General features: G+C 57.9%; 19 protein-coding genes. 3 read left to right on the forward strand and 16 right to left on the reverse strand.

Annotation, left to right across the window (positions count from 1 at the left end; genetic code table 11):
* Window positions 1-73 precede the first annotated feature (73 nt).
* Window positions 74-823 carry a bifunctional 2-polyprenyl-6-hydroxyphenol methylase/3-demethylubiquinol 3-O-methyltransferase UbiG gene (ubiG, locus tag Atep_RS07325; protein WP_213381190.1) on the forward strand — a complete coding sequence of 250 codons (750 nt, stop codon included), beginning with the start codon at window positions 74-76 and terminating at the stop codon, window positions 821-823.
* 21 nt (window positions 824-844) lie between these two features.
* Here the strand turns inward: ubiG and Atep_RS07330 are convergent, their stop codons facing one another.
* A complete protein-coding gene (locus Atep_RS07330) occupies window positions 845-2,806 on the reverse strand; it encodes an SLC13 family permease (RefSeq protein ID WP_213381191.1) in 1,962 nt (653 codons plus the stop codon).
* A gap of 152 nt (window positions 2,807-2,958) precedes the next feature.
* Between Atep_RS07330 and Atep_RS07335 the strand changes: the two genes are divergently transcribed.
* Window positions 2,959-3,723 (forward strand): retropepsin-like aspartic protease family protein, encoded by a 765-nt coding sequence (locus Atep_RS07335; RefSeq protein WP_213381193.1) that lies wholly within the window; start codon window positions 2,959-2,961, stop codon window positions 3,721-3,723.
* Between the two features lie 12 nt (window positions 3,724-3,735).
* Here Atep_RS07335 and Atep_RS07340 read toward each other — a convergent pair whose 3' ends face one another.
* The 4 genes from Atep_RS07340 to Atep_RS07355 all read right to left on the reverse strand — a co-directional run bounded on the left by Atep_RS07340 (window position 3,736) and on the right by Atep_RS07355 (window position 6,341).
* Window positions 3,736-4,161 (reverse strand): succinylglutamate desuccinylase/aspartoacylase family protein, encoded by a 426-nt coding sequence (locus Atep_RS07340; RefSeq protein ID WP_213381195.1) that lies wholly within the window; start codon window positions 4,159-4,161, stop codon window positions 3,736-3,738.
* 15 nt (window positions 4,162-4,176) lie between these two features.
* Window positions 4,177-5,082, reverse strand: coding sequence for a 30S ribosomal protein S6--L-glutamate ligase (gene rimK / locus Atep_RS07345; RefSeq protein WP_213381479.1), 906 nt, complete (start codon window positions 5,080-5,082; stop codon window positions 4,177-4,179).
* A gap of 140 nt (window positions 5,083-5,222) precedes the next feature.
* Window positions 5,223-5,714 (reverse strand): signal peptidase II, encoded by a 492-nt coding sequence (lspA, locus tag Atep_RS07350; protein WP_213381196.1) that lies wholly within the window; start codon window positions 5,712-5,714, stop codon window positions 5,223-5,225.
* A gap of 12 nt (window positions 5,715-5,726) precedes the next feature.
* Window positions 5,727-6,341, reverse strand: a complete 615-nt coding sequence (locus Atep_RS07355) for a Uma2 family endonuclease (protein ID WP_236786603.1) — start codon at window positions 6,339-6,341, stop codon at window positions 5,727-5,729.
* 313 nt (window positions 6,342-6,654) lie between these two features.
* On the opposite strand from Atep_RS07355, the gene Atep_RS16895 reads away from it, so the two are divergent.
* A complete protein-coding gene (locus Atep_RS16895; RefSeq protein ID WP_272876313.1) occupies window positions 6,655-6,780 on the forward strand; it encodes a hypothetical protein in 126 nt (41 codons plus the stop codon).
* 3 nt (window positions 6,781-6,783) lie between these two features.
* On the opposite strand, the gene Atep_RS07360 is transcribed toward Atep_RS16895, so the two are convergent.
* The 11 genes from Atep_RS07360 to ileS form a co-directional block, all read right to left on the reverse strand.
* Window positions 6,784-7,167: a hypothetical protein gene (locus tag Atep_RS07360; protein ID WP_236786606.1), complete on the reverse strand. Its 384-nt coding sequence runs from the start codon at window positions 7,165-7,167 to the stop codon at window positions 6,784-6,786.
* A gap of 92 nt (window positions 7,168-7,259) precedes the next feature.
* A complete protein-coding gene (locus Atep_RS07365) occupies window positions 7,260-7,865 on the reverse strand; it encodes a lysozyme inhibitor LprI family protein (protein ID WP_213381199.1) in 606 nt (201 codons plus the stop codon).
* 248 nt (window positions 7,866-8,113) lie between these two features.
* Window positions 8,114-8,749 carry an IrmA family protein gene (locus Atep_RS07370; protein WP_236786609.1) on the reverse strand — a complete coding sequence of 212 codons (636 nt, stop codon included), beginning with the start codon at window positions 8,747-8,749 and terminating at the stop codon, window positions 8,114-8,116.
* A 175-nt stretch (window positions 8,750-8,924) separates the two neighbouring features.
* The gene (locus tag Atep_RS17010) at window positions 8,925-9,197 is read right to left on the reverse strand and encodes a YkgJ family cysteine cluster protein (protein ID WP_336511391.1); all 273 of its coding nucleotides are present in this window, start codon (window positions 9,195-9,197) and stop codon (window positions 8,925-8,927) included.
* A 7-nt stretch (window positions 9,198-9,204) separates the two neighbouring features.
* On the reverse strand, window positions 9,205-9,840 hold the full coding sequence (locus Atep_RS07375; RefSeq protein WP_213381202.1) for a hypothetical protein: 636 nt from the start codon (window positions 9,838-9,840) through the stop codon (window positions 9,205-9,207).
* Window positions 9,841-9,885: 45 nt separating this feature from the next.
* Window positions 9,886-11,295, reverse strand: a complete 1,410-nt coding sequence (locus tag Atep_RS07380; protein WP_236786612.1) for an IS701 family transposase — start codon at window positions 11,293-11,295, stop codon at window positions 9,886-9,888.
* A gap of 17 nt (window positions 11,296-11,312) precedes the next feature.
* Window positions 11,313-12,356 (reverse strand): hypothetical protein, encoded by a 1,044-nt coding sequence (locus Atep_RS07385; RefSeq protein ID WP_213381204.1) that lies wholly within the window; start codon window positions 12,354-12,356, stop codon window positions 11,313-11,315.
* Window positions 12,357-12,425: 69 nt separating this feature from the next.
* The gene (locus Atep_RS07390) at window positions 12,426-13,526 is read right to left on the reverse strand and encodes a chemotaxis protein (RefSeq protein ID WP_213381205.1); all 1,101 of its coding nucleotides are present in this window, start codon (window positions 13,524-13,526) and stop codon (window positions 12,426-12,428) included.
* A 206-nt stretch (window positions 13,527-13,732) separates the two neighbouring features.
* Window positions 13,733-15,142 carry an IS66 family transposase gene (gene tnpC / locus Atep_RS07395; RefSeq protein WP_213381206.1) on the reverse strand — a complete coding sequence of 470 codons (1,410 nt, stop codon included), beginning with the start codon at window positions 15,140-15,142 and terminating at the stop codon, window positions 13,733-13,735.
* Window positions 15,143-15,465: 323 nt separating this feature from the next.
* A complete protein-coding gene (locus Atep_RS07400) occupies window positions 15,466-16,293 on the reverse strand; it encodes a Fic family protein (RefSeq protein ID WP_213381209.1) in 828 nt (275 codons plus the stop codon).
* A 60-nt stretch (window positions 16,294-16,353) separates the two neighbouring features.
* A complete protein-coding gene (ileS, locus tag Atep_RS07405) occupies window positions 16,354-19,182 on the reverse strand; it encodes an isoleucine--tRNA ligase (RefSeq protein ID WP_213381211.1) in 2,829 nt (942 codons plus the stop codon).
* Window positions 19,183-19,408 lie beyond the last annotated feature (226 nt).

Raw genomic sequence — 19,408 nt, forward strand, 5'->3', positions numbered from 1 at the left:
CTTGCCGTCGGCGCTCCGCGCCACCATCTGGATTCACCATCCGGCCGGCGGCCATTCGACCGAGGAGACCACCATGTCCACCGCCCATCTCTCCGCGCCGAGCATCGACCCCGAGGAGGTCGCCTATTTCGAGCGGCTCGCCCACCGCTGGTGGGACACCGAGGGACCGTTCTGGCCCCTGCACCGACTCAACGCCTTCCGGGTCGACTACATCCGCCGCCATCTGTGCGCGGCACTGGACCTCAACCCCGCCGCCGAACGTCCGTTCGCGGGTCTGCGGATACTCGACATCGGCTGCGGCGGCGGCATCCTGAGCGAGTCCATGGCCCGACTCGGCGCCGAAGTGACCGGCATCGACATCACCGAGAAGAATCTCCAGGCGGCACGCCTGCACGCCCAATGGAGCGAACTGGCGATCGACTACCGTCTGGCGAGCGTCGAGCAACTGGCGGCGGAGGGCGTATCGTTCGACGCGGTACTCAACATGGAGGTCGTCGAGCACGTCGAGCATCTGCCCGACTTTCTCGCCGCCTGTGCGCATCTGGTGCGGCCCGGCGGACTCATGGTCGTGTCCAGCATCAACCGCACACCGGTCGCCTGGGTCATGGCCATCCTGGGCGCCGAATACATCCTGGGCTGGCTGCCGCGCGGAACTCATCACTACCGCAAGCTGGTGCGGCCCGCCGAGGTCGCGCAGGGACTGGGTGCGGGCTATCGCCCGGTGCACGAGACCGGCGTGCGCGTGAATCCGTTCAATCGCGCCTTCGGCTACACGCGCTGGAAGGCCGTCAACTACATGATGGTCCGGCAACGGCACACCTGATCCAAGCGGTCGAGCCCATGACTACATGATCACATTGATCATGGTCAGCGCCACCACCAGGAACAGCACCGTCATGAGACTGCCGGCACGCATGTAATCGGCCACCCGATAGCCGCCCGGCCCCATGATCAGGGCATTGACCTGATGAGTCGGCAGCAGGAAGGAGTTGGAGGTGGCGATGGCGACCGTGAGCGCGAAGATGGCCGGATCGGCACCTGAGCCGAGCGCCATGTTGACCGCCAGCGGTACCAGCAGCACCGTGGCGCCGACGTTCGACATCACCAGCGTGAAGGCCGTGGCCAGTGCAGCCAGCGAGAGCTGCACCACCCAGATCGGCACCTCACCGAGCGCGGCCAGCGTCCGTTCGGCGATCCAGGCCGCCGTACCGCTCTGCTCGACCGCCGCCCCCAGCGGAATGAGCGAGGCGAGCAGGAACACCGTCTTCCAGCTCACGGCCTGATAGGCTTCGTCGATGGTCAACACCCGCGTCAGGACCATGCCGAGCGCGCCCACCAGCAAGGCGACCGAGAGCCGCAGATCCGTGAACATAATCAGGCAGATGGTCAGGACGAAGAAGGCGAGTGCGACCGGCACCTTGTTCGGACGCAGTTCTTCGTGCGGATACTCGGTGGTGACGACCACGAAGTTGCGATCCCGTTCGAGTCGCGCCAGATCCGCCCAGGTGGTTTGCACGACCAGCGCGTCACCGGCGGCGAAGGGTGTGTTGCGCACCCCGCCGGTCTTGTAGGTGATCTGGGTGCCGCCGCGATTGATCGCCAGCAGCGACAGACCATAGGTCTTGCGCATCCAGAGGTCGCGCGCGGTCTTGCCGATCAGGCTGGAGCCGGGCGGGATGACGATCTCGGCCACGCCGGCCTTGGTCGGCGACATCGCCTCGGCGAAGAGATCCAGGTCGCGTTTGCGCTCCAGCTTGCTCGCGTCGGCGACCTCCAGCAGCGAGTCGGCCGTGCCGAGCAGGGCCAGCGTGCTGCCGGGCGTGATGCCGAGCGTGCGGTCGACGCCGTCGGCGCCGAAGCGCAGTCCGTCGCCCTTCTCGACGCCGACCAGACGCACCTTCCAGGTCCGCTCCAGCTCGTCGACGCTCATCCCGATCAGATCGCTGTCACCCTCGGGTACGCGGAACTCGCCGATCTCGAAGTCGGTCAGGCCATAGGTCTCGGCCAGGTAGGCGCGCGTGTCGCCGCCCTCGGATTTGGTGGTGCCGTGCGCCGGCAGCACCAGACGCCCGGCCAGCACGAAATAGACGATACCCGTGAGCAGCAGTGCGACACCGATCGGCGTCACGTCGAACAGCTCGAAGGTCTTCATCGGCGCCACGCCCTCGGGCAGCGCCGTGTTGGACGTCAGGATCAGATCGTTGAGCAGGATCAGCGGGCTGGAGCCGACCATGGTGATGGTGCCGCCGAGCAGGGCGCAGAATCCCATGGGCATGAGCAGACGCGACATCGGCAGCCCGGTGCGCGCCGAGATGCGGCTGACGACGGGGATGAAGAGCGCGGCGGCACCGACGTTCTGCATGAAGCTGGAGATGACCCCGACCGTGCCCGAGATCAACAGGATGATGCGGGCCTCGGTCGAGCCGCCGATACGCATGATGAAGGCGGCGACCTTGGACATCAGACCGGTCTTGTCGAGTCCGGCACCGACGATCATGACCGCGATGATCGAGATCACGGCGTTGCTGGAGAAGCCGTCGAACAGATGTTCGACCGGCACCAGTCCCCGTTCCAGTCCCATCCAGGGCGCGGCCAGGCTCGTCAGGCCCAGTAGCACCATGACGGTGATCGCCGCCACGTCGACGCTGACCACCTCGAAGGCGAACAGAAAGACCGTCAGCAGCAGAAAGCCGCTCACCCAGGCGATCTCGGGCGTGGGAACGATCCCGGCCAGATAGATGGCGGCGACGGCAAAGGCGGCGCCCGCGATGTCCGTCTTGGACAGGGCACGGATGGCGTCGAGCATGGCGTGTCCTCGTATGGTTGTGGTCGATTGAAAGGGGCGTCATGTTACTTTAAGAAACGCTAATATTCCTGTCTTTTTCAGAGACATCGGGCCGATCCCGGTCCCACGACTATAATGGTCGGACCCGAATCGTCCCGATGGAGCGCCCGACCATGCTCATGTTCGATCTACGTGCGCCGCTGGCGCTGCTCTTGCTCGCCCTGGGGTTGCCGGCCCTGGCCCAGGGACCGGTCCCCTCGACACGGGTCGAGATCGCCGCCGAACTCGACCGGCTCAGCACCGAACTCGACTTCGAGGTCCGCGGCATCGAGCAGACGACGGGAGCCACGGGACATGCGGGCGGTGAGTCCCTGGTCGAGCGTCTGCATCTGCTGCTGGAGGACTTCGATCATGTGATCGTGCAGGCGCCGGGCGCGGGCGTCGAGCGCGTCATCATCCTCGGCGAGAAGGCCGCCTATGTGCCGCCGCCCATGATGGTGGATGAGGGCGGCGGATCGACGGAAGCGGCGCCCGCGAGCGGAGAGGCGATCGTCCTGGCGACCCAGCGTCGTGGCACCGCGCATCTGGTGACGCTGGGACTGGAGGGGGTATCCGGCGGTGCACCCATCCAGGAGTCGATGCTCATCGACACCGGCGCCGATCGCGTGGTGCTGCCGGTCTCGCTGATCTCCTCGCTGGGACTTGCGCCGGACGCGCTTCAGAATCAACAGGTGCAGACGGCCAACGGCACGGTCGATGCGCGCGTCGGACGTCTGGGGGCTATTTGGGTCGGTCCCAAGCGGGTCGAAGACGTCGAGGTCGCCTTCATGGACGATCAGCGGCTGGGCGGAACCTCGCTGCTCGGCATGAGCCTGCTCGGACGCTTTCGCATGACCATCGACGACGAGAAGAATCAGTTGACCCTGTTGCCGAAATAAAGGCGCCCTGATTCAGACGATGCGCTGTTCGTCCTCTTCCGGGTCGAGCGCATGGCGGTAGTGCAGGATCTGTTCGGCGGTCGCCTCCGGATCGCCGAGCCGGGCGATGTGATAGAGCCCCTCGCCCTCGGTGACCAGCGGCAGATTGGTGCGTCCGATGACGATGCCGTCGAGCGGTGAAACGACCGCTTCGTCGGCCGGCCGGAAGGGGTCGGTGATGACCGCGCCAGCGTATCTCCGCGCTTGACGCTGGCGCCGAGCGCCGTCAGCGACGAAACGCAACGCCTCGCCGCCCTCATAGAGCAGCAGCGGAATCCCGCGCGCGGCGGCCACGGCGCGCAAGCAACCGGCACGCGACTCGGCATCCAGGATCATCGGGCTGCCGAAGGCGCGCGCCAGCTCCGGCATCATCGGATCTCGGCATCGAGCGAGATTCATCGGGCGGTCTCCGCCTCAACCCTGACCACGGGTGCGCGTCTTGCCGATGGCGGCGTTCTTCTCGATGAACTCGATCATGAGTCCGGCGATGTCCTTGCCGGTGGCCGTCTCGATGCCTTCGAGTCCGGGCGAGGAATTGACCTCCATGACCACCGGGCCGTGATTTGAGCGCAGGATGTCGACGCCCGCGACGTTCAGCCCGATGATGCGTGCCGCGCGCACGGCGGTCGAGCGTTCCTCGGGCGTGATGCGGATCAGCGAGGCCGTACCGCCGCGATGCAGGTTGGAGCGGAACTCGCCGGCCTTGGCCTGACGCTTCATGGTCGCCACCACCTTGTCGCCGATGACGAAGCAGCGGATGTCGGCGCCGTTGGCCTCCTTGATGTATTCCTGGACCAGGATATTGGCCTTGAGGCCCATGAAGGCCTCGATCACGCTCTCGGCGGCCTGATAGGTCTCGGCCAGCACCACGCCGATGCCCTGGGTGCCTTCCAGGAGCTTGATGACCAGGGGCGCGCCGCCGACCATCTTGATCAGATCCTGCACGTCGTCGGGTGCATGGGCGAAGCCGGTGATCGGCAGTCCGATGCCCTTGCGCGCGAGCAGCTGGAGGGAACGCAGTTTGTCGCGCGCACGCGAGATGGCCACCGACTCGTTGAGCGGGTAGACGCCCATCATCTCGAACTGACGCAGCACCGCCGTGCCGTAGAAGGTCACGGAGGCGCCGATGCGTGGGATGACGGCATCGAAGTCGGAGAGGTCGTCGCCCTTGTAGTGGATCGAGGGGGCGTGCGAGGTGATGTTCATGTAGCAGCGCAACACGTCGATCACCTTGGTCTCGTGCCCGCGCGCGCGCGCCGCCTCGACCAGACGGCGGGTGGAGTAGAGCGAGGCATTGCGCGAGAGGATGGCGATTCGCATCTGTGTGAGTTGGGCGGCTGTTGGATCGGTGGCGCGCATGATACCGAAATACCCCCCCGGACTGGCGCGCGCGGGGCGGCGATGCCGTTGTGCCGGATCTTTATCAGGCAAGCCGCTGATGGTCTGAACTGTCGACCAGCTCACTGAGATGGACGCGACGGCTCGGTGCGCAGGGTGGCGATCAGCAGCAGGACCACGCCGATGGAGATGGCGCTGTCGGCGATGTTGAACGACGGCCAGGGGTTGAAGATCGCCAGCGGGATGAAGGGCAGATAGACCTGGATGAAGTCGACCACATGACCGAGCAGGGCGCGGTCGATCAGATTGCCGACCGCGCCGCCGATGATGAGCGCCAGTGCGGCGGCGTGCAGGCGTTCGGTGGCGGGGAGCCGCAGCAGCCAGCCGACCAGTACGCCGCTGACGATGAGTGCCAACGCTACGAAGAACCAGCGCTGCCAGCTGCCCGAGTCGGCCAGGAAGCTGAAGGCCGCGCCTGTGTTGAACATGAGGGTCAGATTGACGTTGGGCATCAGGGCGATGACCTCATAGGGTTCGAGCGCCAGGAGCACCATCCATTTGCCGGCCTGATCCAGTAAGAGGATCGCCAGCGAGAGCCATAACCAGTGTTTCAAGAGTCGTCGTTCCTAGTGTGAAGCGTCGCGCTTCGTTGTGTGATTGAGTCCGGCCCGCAGGGTGCGCAGCGCCTGAGTCTGGCTCGGCTCGGTCATGCAGGTCTCGATCAGGCGCGGGTCGAGTCCGGGCAGGAAACGACTGCGCTCCTGTTCCTGATAGCCGGTGTCATCGAGTCGGTGAACGCTGAGTCGTCCGTCGCGCCAGATCCAAACTTCGGGCACGCCCAGACCCGCATAGACGGCGAGCTTGTCGAGTCCGCCCGAGGTGCGGACGACTTCGATGGCGAAGTCGGGCACGTCCGGGGTCTGGGTCAGGGGGCCGACCACATAGCATTCATCGGCCTCGGCACCGAGTCGCTTGTCGGGTGACTTGAGCGTCCAGGAGCCGAAGCCTTCCAGTTCGATTCCGGTTTCGTCGGCATAGGTCTCGATCAGACGCCCCAGGCGCTTCTTGTCGCCCTCGTGTTCGATGGAGGGGGTCATCAGTTCCAGTTCTCCATCCAAATAGGTTAGGCGAGGGGCGGCGCGCTCGGCACGCAGGGTCGTCAGACGCTCGTAATCCTCCCAGTCGGCATCGTGCAGCCGGATGTATTGATCGAGGCCGGGATGCGGGTTTGAAGTCAGCACTTGACGCAACACCTAACGATGAAATCTGGTGACGAAGCAAAAGCTTACTTGCACATCTAGTAACTTCCCAATAAGTCATGGCACCCATAAAAACAAAGACATAGAGGCGCAAGCAACGATGTTCGTGCACCTCGTAGTGCCTTTAACGCGATCACAGCGTCAACAGCAAGTCATTGATTTATCGTTCTCGACAGCTTCCTGCATGTTTTTTCTGTACTACATGGACGTCGCAAGCTATTGGTTTTGAAGCTGCCTAAATTATTGATAAGTTACCACATCTATGTCTTTATTTTCGTAGGTGCCTCGATTTTAGGTGGTTCAAGAACAAAAGGAGTTGATCATAATTCAAGGGTATTTTGATCTCGATTACGAAGATATTGACGACAAAGAAGTGTGTGGAGCGTGCGGAACGGATCAAGAACATGAAGAAGAAGACTGAAAATCAATCTGTTCTGTTCGAGGACTTCAAGATAAACGTATAACCAGGTCGTTCGGATTCGGCGGTACTTCGAGCGATCTCAATGGCGGTGCGTTCGGTCTCAGCGCGAATGGTTTTAGAGTAGGATGCGCTCTGCGATCCTTGGCGCATCTCATAGCGAATGCGATACGCCGCGTTCTGTGATGCCTGTTGTGCCGTCGAGCCTTTCAACACAAAGGTGTAACCGGGTCGCTCGGACTGCGCCTGTCCCTTGACGATCTCAATCGCCGTGCGTTCTGTCTCCGCTGCGACGGTTTTGATGTTGGAAACGCTTTTGGTTCCCTGGCGTAATTCGTAGCGGATGATATAGCGCTGATCGGCCCAGGCGGCTGATCCGAGGATCGTCAAGACCGCGAAGGCAAACGTCAGGCGACCGACAGACCGCCACCTGTGGCCTCTATCCTGAGTTGGCTCAGTGAAGTGTTGGCCTCGCATAGTGGCTACTTCCAGGCGCACACTTGGGCTTGGGCATTGCTCCAACAAGCCCCATCACGGGCCAGACGCCCCAGGTCTGAATGGGCATGTGAGGCATAGGCGTCCTCATTCCAGAAACCAACGGCGACGCCGGGTTGCTCGACCTGGATCATCGCAAAATAGGCGGGCGTGTAGATCTGAAAGCTGCCGTCCGACTCCAGAGATCCCGTACAAGGACCATCGATGTAGCGCTGCCCCCGGACATCTAGACGGCAATGACTGAAATGCTTGGACTCAGGATCGGCGACAGCGACATCCAGGGCGTCCAGGCGCTCACGGTAGACCCTAACCAGACACGGACGATCCTGGCACTGGTTGCGCTTGGCAAGCCACGCCCGTTGCGACTTCTTGAGTGCCTGCCGGGCCGACTCTCCGGACGTAGCACGCCATACGGCCTGATACTGTTCCGCTAAAGTTTCGTCCAGTGCGCCGAGTTCCGAATCCTGGCAAATGGCGTTTTCCACCAGCGTCGTGGCTTTGGTACAGTCAAACGAAGGCTGCGCGACCGCGTGCAGCGTCTGCAACGCCAGACCCGTAGCCAGTACAATCCGTGCGATCGTTTTGAGTTTCATCGAAGCTTCCAACAGGTGATCTATGCCGATTCGACCGGCTCCCCTAACCTACCGCTGCCCTCAATGCGGTTGGTTCACAACGGTACATCCGAACAGCGATGCCCTGAAGCCCGGTGAATACTTTTCAGAATGCCCGTCGTGTGGTCATCAAGACCTGCACACCGAATCCACTCCCTTGGCATTGACACTAGCGGGCCAGCTATTTTCGCGGATTTCAAGGCTTCGCAAGCCGTAACACGATCCTGGCGTCAACCGGCCTCCCAGGCACTCCGAAACGTCACTGTGCTGCCTGCCCGAACTTTTGTACCTGGAGCGGGAGTAATTCGATAAGGGCAACCATAGCCGCTAAAATCATCATCTACTGGTCCATGAATAGATATTTCCTTGGGCACAAGTCCTGAGTTCTTCAGCGTTTCATTATAACTGAAATCACAGTCGGAAGCCGGGTTTGGGACGACTATTAAGGTATCCGATTGACCTTTGCCGGTTTCACGCGCCGATGTCGTGCGAATCTTGAACGGTTTGAAGTCTTCAGGAACCAGCACCTTCTGGGCTAGCAGGTCAACTTTTCGACCTTCGATGATCGCCGTAGCCTGATCGACAACAATGGTCAGATCATCGTCGCAAAAATGCTCACTTTCAGCGAACGCATCGGCGTAGCGATCAGCCGATCCATTCCCGAAAGTGGCGATCTCCAAGGTTCCGGTGGCGATACTCTCGCCTGAAGCATTCAACGCTGAAAACGACACTTGCAAATTTTCGATCGCTTGCAATCCGCTGTCAAAAAAGAATACCGCCGAGCATTGGCCCTGGTTGGCAAACAGCTTGTTCGTGTTCCAGAAGCGGATCGTTTCGACATCGGCTGCACTTGAGGCTGCCGCCAAGCATTGATCTGAGTAAGCATAGGGATTGGCCCGATCTTTCTCCGCACACCAGGAATCTCCGGCTGGGTATCGACACTTAGGAGTGGCGTCCGGTTGCGGTAAGCATTTGGCTGAAACTAAACCGCTCAGTAAAGTCAGAGCGAAAGCGCTTAAAATATATGCGTTAGCTCGCATTTTATAACTCCATGTTTTTTAATGCAGCCAGTTGACGACATGCCTGCATGTTTAAATCAACGAATTCATTCCAACTGTATAAATGCGCATAGTACAACCTATATTGTAGGTCTACACGACAGATGTCAGGTCTGTTGGCATAAATAGTACAGAATTTGCTTATTTCGTTGTAATGCGAGCATGTTCCATCCCCACGGTCTAAAAATCGTGTTTCCTCGGCCAAATTGATATTCTGACAACACAGTCCGCAACGGTTACAGGGAAAGTGTTGCATTAGTCACTTAAACTAACGATGCCAACCACTTTCGAGTACTGGTGGCATTACCCATTTCATAGGGAAGCTCAATACCTCGTTTTTCCACTTCCGCCTTCAAAAGAAGGCAGCGCTCAATTTCAGTATTGCAGGACGTCAGTTCTTGCGAAAAAGCATGAAATTCAATAGTGTCAAGATTAAACTCAAGCCGACTCAACTCAAGCAAATAGCGATCAAGTTCCGCATTGATCGCCTTGAATTTATTCACAGCATCGGCATGAGGCATAATCGATTCAGCAAAAGCCCATATTTTTTTGGCTAATGTACTGTAGATCATAAAATAATTGAGTCCGAGTGTGATCACTCCTGTGATCAGCGCACTGGCAAAAGCCGCCAGCTCGCTACCAAACGGAAAGCTGAGTAATGGTATCAATTGAGTGTAAATCATTGTTCCTGCTACTGTAGCAACCGCCACAGACAGAATTGACACCACAGATTTACAGAGATCGACAAAAGCAAGTCGCTCAGGGTTAAAAATAATCAATTTGATGGCTTTAACGATATGCGCCCACATCTCGCGAATTATCTTGATAGCCATTTTTTGAGTGGTGGCAAAAATATTAAAGACAGTAGTCGTAACGCTAGAGAAAACACCTGCAAACACACCATCCTTAATACTACTTTGTCACTTTAATTTCTGGCTCCAAAATCATTTGGTAGCTTCGGTTTTATCATATCGCTCAATGTCACGGCGTCGCTGTTTATGTCGAGCCTCTAGCTGTTGAATACACTGATCGACAGCGGCGGGCTCATTGAGCAGCATGGCAATAATCATGAGCCGAATGTCGCGGGAGCTTAGTAATGGATAATCTTGCTTGTACAGAATACGCTCTTTAACAAGAAACGCGAGTGCCAGCATCACAAGCGCCATGTGACGATGCCACGCATCCCATTTTCTAACTTGATAATCCGACATGCCCAGTTCACTTTTGGCTTCCTGAAACGCACGCTCGACCCAATACCGCTGAGCCTGCATGTAAGCTAATCGTTCTAAAGGTGTTTTGGTATAATCGACATTGCTCAATGAATATTTAAGCTTTGAACTGTTGGGACGCTGAGTAATGACCAAAACTCGTTCGGTCGCGCGCTCCGATTCACCATCCCAGATCCAAACACGTCTGGTATGAATCGAAAGGGTGAGTGGTCCTTTCGTTCCATCGCGAATCGTGACGGTTGGCCAGGTATAGGAGGCCAACTCCTTGGCATAGACATCCACCCGCATCGGTTCAGTATCTGCGCGCCGCTGTGTGGGTTTAGCTCCACGTTTGGACGTGGGTTCCGGAACGCTCAAAACCGGCTCACTGAGATAAATGTTTTGATTGCTGTGAATGTCCAGTAAGAACGTTAACCCCATGTTATCTAAGGCGTTGCCCAGCTCAAACCCATGACCGTACAAGCCATCACCGCCGACCCAACTAAATTGCACACCGGCTTCGAGATCGGCTTTGATCATCTCGATCGCCAATTGCGGCTTCGTTTTGAACAGGCGCTGATCTTCTGGAATACCGGCCTCTTTGCAGCGTGTTGGATTTGTCGTCCACTCTTTTGGAAGAAAGAGCCGCTCATTGATCAAAGTACTATGAGAGTTCCAGACCAAACTGGCATACACGCCAACTTGGCAGTTTTCAACCTTACCGATCAATCCGGCATACTGACGCGCCACACCGACTGAATGTTTTCCTTTCTTGAGATGCGCTGATTCATCAATAATATAGCCAACATCACAGAGTCTGTATGTGTCTTGACTGGCATATAGGTCAGATGTTTTACGGGCAATGGCATCAATAAGTCCTTGAGCAGACCATGTTGAATTGGTAATAAAATGCTGAATACGCTGATAGCCGTTTCCAGAGAGATTTAGTTCTTCGTTCAGGCGTTCCATGTTGCGTTTGCCCGCTTCTGTCTTGAAAAGACCCTGAATATAATTCTGGCCTAAATTAAGGCAATTTGATGTTTCAGTTTGAAAACAATCGTAATATTCTTCGATGTGAAATGCCAGTTTACTGGGCAATTGTTTGAGCACATGATCTTTTTGGGGAACAGCGGGCTTGACAAGCATATCGAGTACATGGCGTGTTAAAATGAACGTGCAGCAAAATATAGCAAAATCAATAGCTTAATCAAGTCTGACAAAGTAGTATTAAATGCAATCAAGAAATCTTGAAATCGTGCTTTAACGCGCTGCCATATACCTTGCAATGTCTTTTGAATGCTGTTGAAAAATTCAGAAATATCAAAGTTATTTTTGATTTTTTCAAAAATGATAGGAATTTGAACACGAAGCTCAAACCAGACTTCGGCCAGGATCAAACCTAGCATTTGTCGAGTGCCCATCTTCAGTCCAGCCAAACCGGATGCTGTAGCAGTCTGTTTCAAAAATTTGCTGCTCGTGTAGTATTTAACATTGATTTGCTGGTTGTATGCTTCCCTAGCAACTCGATCTCTTTCTCGCATTGCATCAGGATCAACAGACTTAAGTTTTTTGATTTTTTCCTCTTGTTTTTGAATCTTGCTTTCAAGTTCATGAATTTTTTGTTTTTGTTCCGGTGTATCGCTTGGCATACTAGAAAGACGCCGCCGATAGTCGTCTAGCGTTTTTTCGTGCGTCTTAATAAGACTAGGTAGTTTTTCCAGATACTGATCAATAGGCGTTTGCTTTTTTGACTTATTAATAGTCTCTGATGTAGTTTGAAGATTGCTATCTTGGTTAGCTAAGTTAGAACCGTCTAGATCGGCTAAAATTCTCCCAGCATCATCATGTATTTCCTTGGCACTGATTACATGATCAAGATTGCGCTGCTCATTGAGATCCATAACGCTGTCACTATATGAATCGTAAAGTTTGCCTTCCTGCTGTAGCAATTTATCTCTTTTTCCAGTTGCTTTATAATTTTCATGTGTATGATAAGTTTCTGAAGAGTATTCACCCCGATTTTCATAATTTTTCTTTTCTGCATCAGTAGCCCAAATTCCTTGGCGAACATTGTGGATTGTATCTACATCACCACCAATTTTATCCTTAAATAAAATAAAATCTAATCCGAAAGTAGTGACAAAGCTGTTGACAACTGTTTTTTCAAGTTCTTCGAGCCAGGGATATTCAGCGGCGGCGGCTTGCATAGTAATACTCCCAAAAATAAGATAAATAAATAATAAGGGGGATCTAGTCCCCCTAATGAAAATACAGAATCAGATCGCGGCGATTCCTCCAGCATCGGATCGAGCTTTGATCAAAATTTTGTCCAAATTCGTCTCGTTGACAATCATGAAATCGTCTTTATCTCTTTCCATTACCGGCACATCGTTCTCATCTTTCAAAACTTCCCCATTGACTTTTTTGACCTTAAATATTGGCGTTGTAATAACGTCTACTAGAATAGCCGCTAAAGCATAACCGTTTTCGATAATCCGTATGATTTCATCATTGAGTTTGGCTAGCTCCGCCTCTTTATCAACAGTGCGGCCTTTCAGGTCTTCCAAGAAACTGTCGATTTCCTTAAGGCTATCAAAGTACTGATTGAATTGACCATAAATCGAGGAAAGTACAACTTTGATCTTACGCGCATATTCCTCGGTTAAAATCAACTGTTCAATCGCCCTGCCAAGCTTTCCGACAGCTTCACTGACTTCAGTGTCAGCCTTACGCGCATTCTTAAGCGCCTCCTCACCATGACTGTTATAAGCCCATCCTGCAATTGCCAATATCGGTGCCGCAACGGCTGCACTTAGAATAGCTGTACCACCGGCCATACCTAAGCCGCCTGTCGCTAGCGAACCACCACCAATAGCCGCTAAGGTTGCGTTGGTTGCAGCAACGCCTGCAAGTGATGAAATCGCTGTACCTGTGGATGCCGCACCCAAAGCCATGACACCACCATAAACCGCGAAACCTGCCGCTGCACCGGCTGCACCGGCACCAACAACAGTGCCTAGCACACCCACGGCTGTATAGCTGTAGCTTTCGATTTTTTGCAGTTCATGCTTAGGAATACGTATTTCCAGTTTATTCTGGCGATTTGCCTGCAATTGCTGAAGAAGCTTATCGGCTAGAGTCTTAAATTCGCCAAAGCTTTGGCCAATTTCTAACTCTTTTTTTCCAAGCATTTCGAGAACAAGTGTGGTTTCTGCTTCCTGTTCATCAAAAGCAGATTTTTTTCTTTCATAGCGACTTTTAGCGCTTTTGACAATTTCATCTGCCTCAGAATGTTTTTGATAACCGTCGTAGCCTTTTTTAACTCCATAAGCAGCCGTTGCTAAAGCAGCGGCACCGATAATGATTGGAAGTGGCATAGTAATAAACCTCTTTGTTAGCTAAATTTAATCCATTCAGACATATTCATCGCCGCTTACAGCAAATCATCTTTTTTGCGTCTTAAAGACGCTATTAAGTGATGCTGAACCGCGAAGCGTGCAAGGCAAAACAAAATACTATCACGCTGTTTAGAAGGAATTTACTTCTATTGCATTGACGGCATTGGAAGCTGATTTGTAACTACTCAGGCCGTAAACGCCGTGCGAAGGACTTCGAACGGATTACGGCTATTGAGCCGACTGGTCTCCCACACCGAGCGCAGGATGCAGAACGCCTTGGCCCCGGCCTCCGAGCGGAAGCCGCCGCTGACCTTGAGCTTGACCTTCACCGGGCGCACGGTGCGCTCGGCCCGATTGTTGTCGAAGGGCACGCGCCAATCGGTCAGAAAGCGCCAGACTTCGGTTTTGTAGTCGCGCAAGCGCACCAGGAGGTTGGTGGCCGGGTGTTGTTTGCGGCAGCGCTTGTCGTCGGGATCCGGCGGTTTGACCGGAAACACCGCCAGCCCGTTGGCCACCTGTTCGTCATAGCGGGCCGGCACGCCGGCGACGAACGCGGAATCTAAGGCCGTGCGCTTCTGGGCTTGGGCTTGCTTGACGGCCTCCAACCCCTCCAACAACACCTGCCGCAACGCCACCGGCCACCAATGCCCGGTCGACTCCGCCAGATAGAGCAACTCACGCAGGTGGTGCGCGTTGCACAGGGCATGGGTCGCTTGGCTGTAATGCCAGTAGGACTTCCAGTGGTCGTGCACCGCACAGCCTTTGAACGCCGGCAGGATCCCAGCGGCCTCCATCGCGTCCTGGCCGCGTTTCGGGTGGGTGCTGTAGTGCACCGCGCGCGCGCACGCCCCGACATGTAACCAGTGCAGGGCGCCGGCCACGCGCATCCCGCTTTCATCAAAGTGCCCAACCTCGGCCTCCAGCACCGCCATGCGCGTGGCTTCGTAGTCATCGGCCAACCGCTCACCGGCCTGCTTCACCCACGCCTGCACTGTCCCATCCGAAGGATGGACGCCGTATTGGTCGGCCAGAATCTCCGTGACGCGCTCCAGGCTGACGAAATGCCCTTCCACCAACCCGACGGCATACGCCTTCAGGCGTGGTCCATAGCGGATGTTGGGCGTGACATCGCCCGGAAACACCTCACAGTGCTCCCGACCACAGCCGCACTGAACCGACCATTGACGGTACTCCGTCACCACCACCCGTGGCTCCGGCAGATCGATCTGTTGGCGCCGTTCCTTCAACGCCGCTTCCTGCTCGGATAACTCCCGCCCGCAGACGCACACCCCCGACGGGCGCACATCCACCACCCCGTCCGGGGTTTCCACCATCCGTAAGGTCTTTCCCGGATGATCCGCCTGACCTCCGCTCGGCTTCTCCCCGCGACGACGCGGTTGCGCCGCCCCTTTCCTCAACCCATCCGAGGACGGCGGCTTACTGGAGTTACGGCTCGTCTTCTCCACCCGCTCTTCCAGCTCCTTCAACCGACTCTCCAGGTTCACCACCGCCTCAAACAACAGCCAAATCAGTGCGTCTTTCTCCGCGTGACTCATACCGTCGAGATCGGCTTGGGTGGGGCGCTGTAGATTCATGCGCTTAGCATAACTCGGTTGGGGGAGCCTGAGTAGTTACACTGATTTTAACAGCGCTTTCACTGATCGTTTCGTGATCCAGGTCAACTTTTTGGATATTTTCCGAACATTCGACGCAACATGTAGAAAAACACAGATTATGGCCAGCAGTTACAAGCCCTTGCTGCGCTCGTTGCTGTAGCGCACCAGGTATCGGCTATGGTGCCCGCAATAGAGCCGAATATTTAAGACCGTGCGGACGTGCCGCCGAGGGTTCCCACAGGACGCGACCAGCCCATGCGCTTCGACCGGCTGGTCCGCCCGCACTCCCGGAAACGGCACGCTCAACGCGAACCCCGCTTAGCCTGGTATGCCTGCGCCTGTTCGACCAGCGCCCGTGTCGCCGCATAGGCCGCACGGCAGAAAGCCCGGAAATCCGCCTCCAGATCGGCCCTCGGCCAGACGCCCGTCGTCGGCGTCAGCGGTCCCAGAGTCAACTGGTACTCAGCCAGGGTGTCGATATAGCGCTTGCGATCCCTGACCTCGATCACGACCGGCAGATGACCGGCGCGCAGCACCGGCACATTGGACAGTAGCCGTGCGAGCCGACCATTGCCGTCCCAGAACGGATGGATGTGCACGAACCCGAGATGCAGATGCGCATAGGCGTCAATGGCCTCGGACTCGCTCAGGGTACCGCTCGCCAGCCGCTTCAGTTTATCGAGCCAGTCAGCCATCAGCGCCGGTACATGCTCGGGCGCCGCATATTCGATGAAGGTCTGGCGTCCATCCGACGTCACGGCATAGGTGCCGTTGGGTTCGCGCTTCCAGGCGCCGAACGGCTTGAAAATATCCGGCGTCACCTGGGTCTGGACAACGCGATGCAGCTCGAACAGCCGCTCGGTCGTCAGATCCTCGTCCAGCCAGGCATAGATCAGCTCGATCGCGCGGGCATGGCCCATGACCTCCTGATGATCCTTCAGCGGCTTGCCGGAGATCGTCAGCCCCTCCTCGATGACGAATTTGGTCTCGCCGAGGGTCAGGGTGTTGCCTTCGATGGCGGTCGAGCCATGCGTCCAGAGATCGCGGATCTGGGCCAGCAGCGCCGCGCGCAGATCGGGGTCGAGTCCCTGGAAGGCATGGAACCGGGAGAGTCTGTCGAGCCGACACATTAGGCTGCTTTCTCGGCGGATGGATCCGGCGGCGCTGGGTCAGGGGGAGGCGAATCTCCTCTACGCAAAACGCCGCGTCTCGCCGCTGCCGGCGACGTTCTCGGCACAGCGTCCGCAGAGTTCGGGATGCTCCGGATCGACGCCCACATCGGCGCGATGGTGCCAGCAACGCACGCACTTGGCGTGCTCGGAGGCGCTGACGCGCACGGCCAGGCCATCCAACTCGGTCGCGACCGCCTCATCCGGACGCGCGGCGAGCGGGTGCAGGCGCGTCTCGGAGACGATGAGCGCAAAGCGCAGTTCGTCGTCGAGCCGGCCCAGCACATCGAGCAGTGCATCCGAGCCGTACAGATCCAACTCGGCATCGAGCGACGAACCGATGCCGCCCGCCTTGCGCGCAGTCTCCAGTGCCGGGCCGACCGCCAGGCGCACGGCGATCACCTGATCCCAGAAGGCTCGGTCCATCGGATCGCCGTCATCGAGCGCGAACAGCCCCTCGTACCAGGTCTCGGTGAAAACGGTCTCGGCGCGCTCGCCGGGGATCGCGGCCCAGATCTCATCGGCGGTGAAGCTCAGGATGGGTGCCAGCCAGCGGCTCATGGCCTCGATGATGTGATACATCGCCGTCTGGCACGAGCGACGCGGCAGGCTGTCGGCCGGGGTGGTGTACTGGCGATCCTTGATGACATCGAGATAGAACCCGCCCAGGTCGACCACGCAGAACTGCTGCACCTTCTGATAGATCAAATGGAACTGATAGTCCCGATACGCCGCGATCACCTCCTGTTGCAGCCGGTGCGCGCGGTCGACGGCCCAGCGGTCGAGTTCGATCATCTCCGACGGCGCGACAGCGTTGGCCGCCGGGTCGAAGCCTTCCAGATTGGCGAGCAGGAAGCGCGCGGTGTTGCGGATGCGCCGGTAGGCGTCCGCCGTGCGCTTGAGGATCTCATCGCTCACGCTCATCTCAGCGCGATAATCGGTCGCCGCCACCCACAGCCGGATGATGTCGGCCCCGAGCGTCTTCATCACTTCCTGCGGGCTGACCACATTGCCCTTGGACTTGGACATCTTCTCGCCCTTGGCATCGACGGTGAAGCCGTGGGTGAGCACCTGACGATAGGGCGCGCGCCCGTGCATGGCCACCGAGGTCATCAGCGAGGACTGGAACCAGCCGCGATGCTGGTCCGAGCCTTCCAGATAGAGATCGGCCGGGGCGCTCAGTCCGTCGCGATGCTCCAGCACACAGGCATGGGTCACGCCCGAGTCGAACCAGACATCCAGGGTGTCGTGCACCTTGTCGTAGAGCGCGCCCTCGTCGGCGAGCAGATCGGCCGGCTCCAGCGCGAACCAGGCCTCGATGCCGTGCTTCTCGACCCGCTTGGCCACCAGCTCGATCAGCTCATCCGTGCGCGGGTGCAGCGCGCCGGTCTCCTTGTGGACGAACAGCGGAATCGGCACGCCCCAGGTCCGCTGGCGCGAGATGCACCAGTCGGGCCGACCGCGGACCATGCCCTCGATGCGACTCTGGCCCCAATCGGGCATCCAGCGCACCCCTTCGATCTCGCTCAGGGCGGTGTCGCGCAACCCCTGCTTGTCCATGCTGATGAACCACTGCGGCGTGGCGCGGAAGATGATCGGCGTCTTGTGACGCCAGCAGTGCGGGTAGCTATGCGTGAAGCGTGTCTCCAGGAGCAGCGCGCCGTGCTGCTTGAGCACCTCGACCACGTGCTCATTGGCCTTGAAGACGTTCTCGCCCTCGAACAGCGGTGTGCCGGGCAGGAAACGCCCGTCGCCGCCGACCGGGTTGTCGACCGCCAGACCATAGCGCTGACCGACGAGATAGTCCTCCAGACCATGACCGGGCGCGGTGTGGACGGCGCCGGTACCGGCGTCCAGCGTCACATGCTCGCCGACGATGATCGGTACTTCACGCTCGTAAAAGGGATGACGCAGCTTGACCCCTTCGAAGTCGATGCCGCGCCCGTAGCCGACCACCCGGTATTCCTGAACGCTCCAGCGGTCCATGGTGTCCTTGAGCAGCCCCTCGGCGACCAGCAGCCGTTCGCGCCCCTGTTCGGTGACAGACTCGACGATCACATAGTCGAGTTCGGCATTGAGCGCCACGGCCTGATTCGCCGGCAAGGTCCAGGGCGTGGTGGTCCAGATCACGACCGAGACCGGCCCCTCGCCGCAGCCGTTCGGCGAACCCTGACAGCGCAGTTCCAGCACCGCCGGATCGACCACCGGAAAGCGCACGTCGATAGCGATCGACTGTTTATCGGCATACTCGACCTCGGCCTCGGCCAGCGCCGAGCCGCAGTCGACGCACCAGTGCACCGGCTTCTCGCCCTTCTGCAAGTGCCCGTTGGCGATGATGCGCCCGAGCGAGCGGATGATCTCGGCCTCGAAGCCGAAGTCCATGGTCAGATAGGGCCGCTCCCAGTCGCCGAGTACGCCGAGCCGCTTGAAGTCGGCGCGCTGCTTGTCGACCTGCTTGGCGGCATAGTCGCGGCAGGCGACCCGGAACTCAGCCGCGCTGATCTTGTGTCCCGGCTTGCCGTGCTTCTTCTCGACCTGCAACTCGATCGGCAGACCGTGACAGTCCCAGCCGGGCACATAGGGCGCATCGAAGCCGTCGAGCGTGCGCGACTTGACGATGATGTCCTTCAAGACCTTGTTGACGGCGTGACCGATGTGGATCTCGCCGTTGGCGTAGGGCGGACCGTCGTGCAGGATGAAGGTCGGCGCCCCGGCGCGCGTGGCGCGGATCCGGCCATAGACGTCGAGCGCCTCCCAGCGCTTGAGCATCTCAGGCTCGCGCTGGGCGAGGTTGGCCTTCATGGCGAAGTCGGTCTTGGGGAGATTGAGTGTGGGCTTGTAGTCGGTCACTGGGGTTCGATCCTGAAAGAGGAGCATGTCATGCCGAACGCGGCTTGGTGATGCAAGCTACAAGTGGGCGCGCACAGAATCAAGCCGCGCGTGATGGAACTGAGTCGGATGACTGGGGCTGCAACCGGATAGAATCGCACCAACCACATTCCGCCGATCGCCCGAACGGGGTCGCGAGAGCCGGAGCACGCACCAACCCAAGCCTCAATCAGTCAGGATGCGGTTC

The sequence above is a fragment of the Allochromatium tepidum genome, assembly GCF_018409545.1.
GTDB lineage: Bacteria > Pseudomonadota > Gammaproteobacteria > Chromatiales > Chromatiaceae > Thermochromatium > Thermochromatium tepidum_A.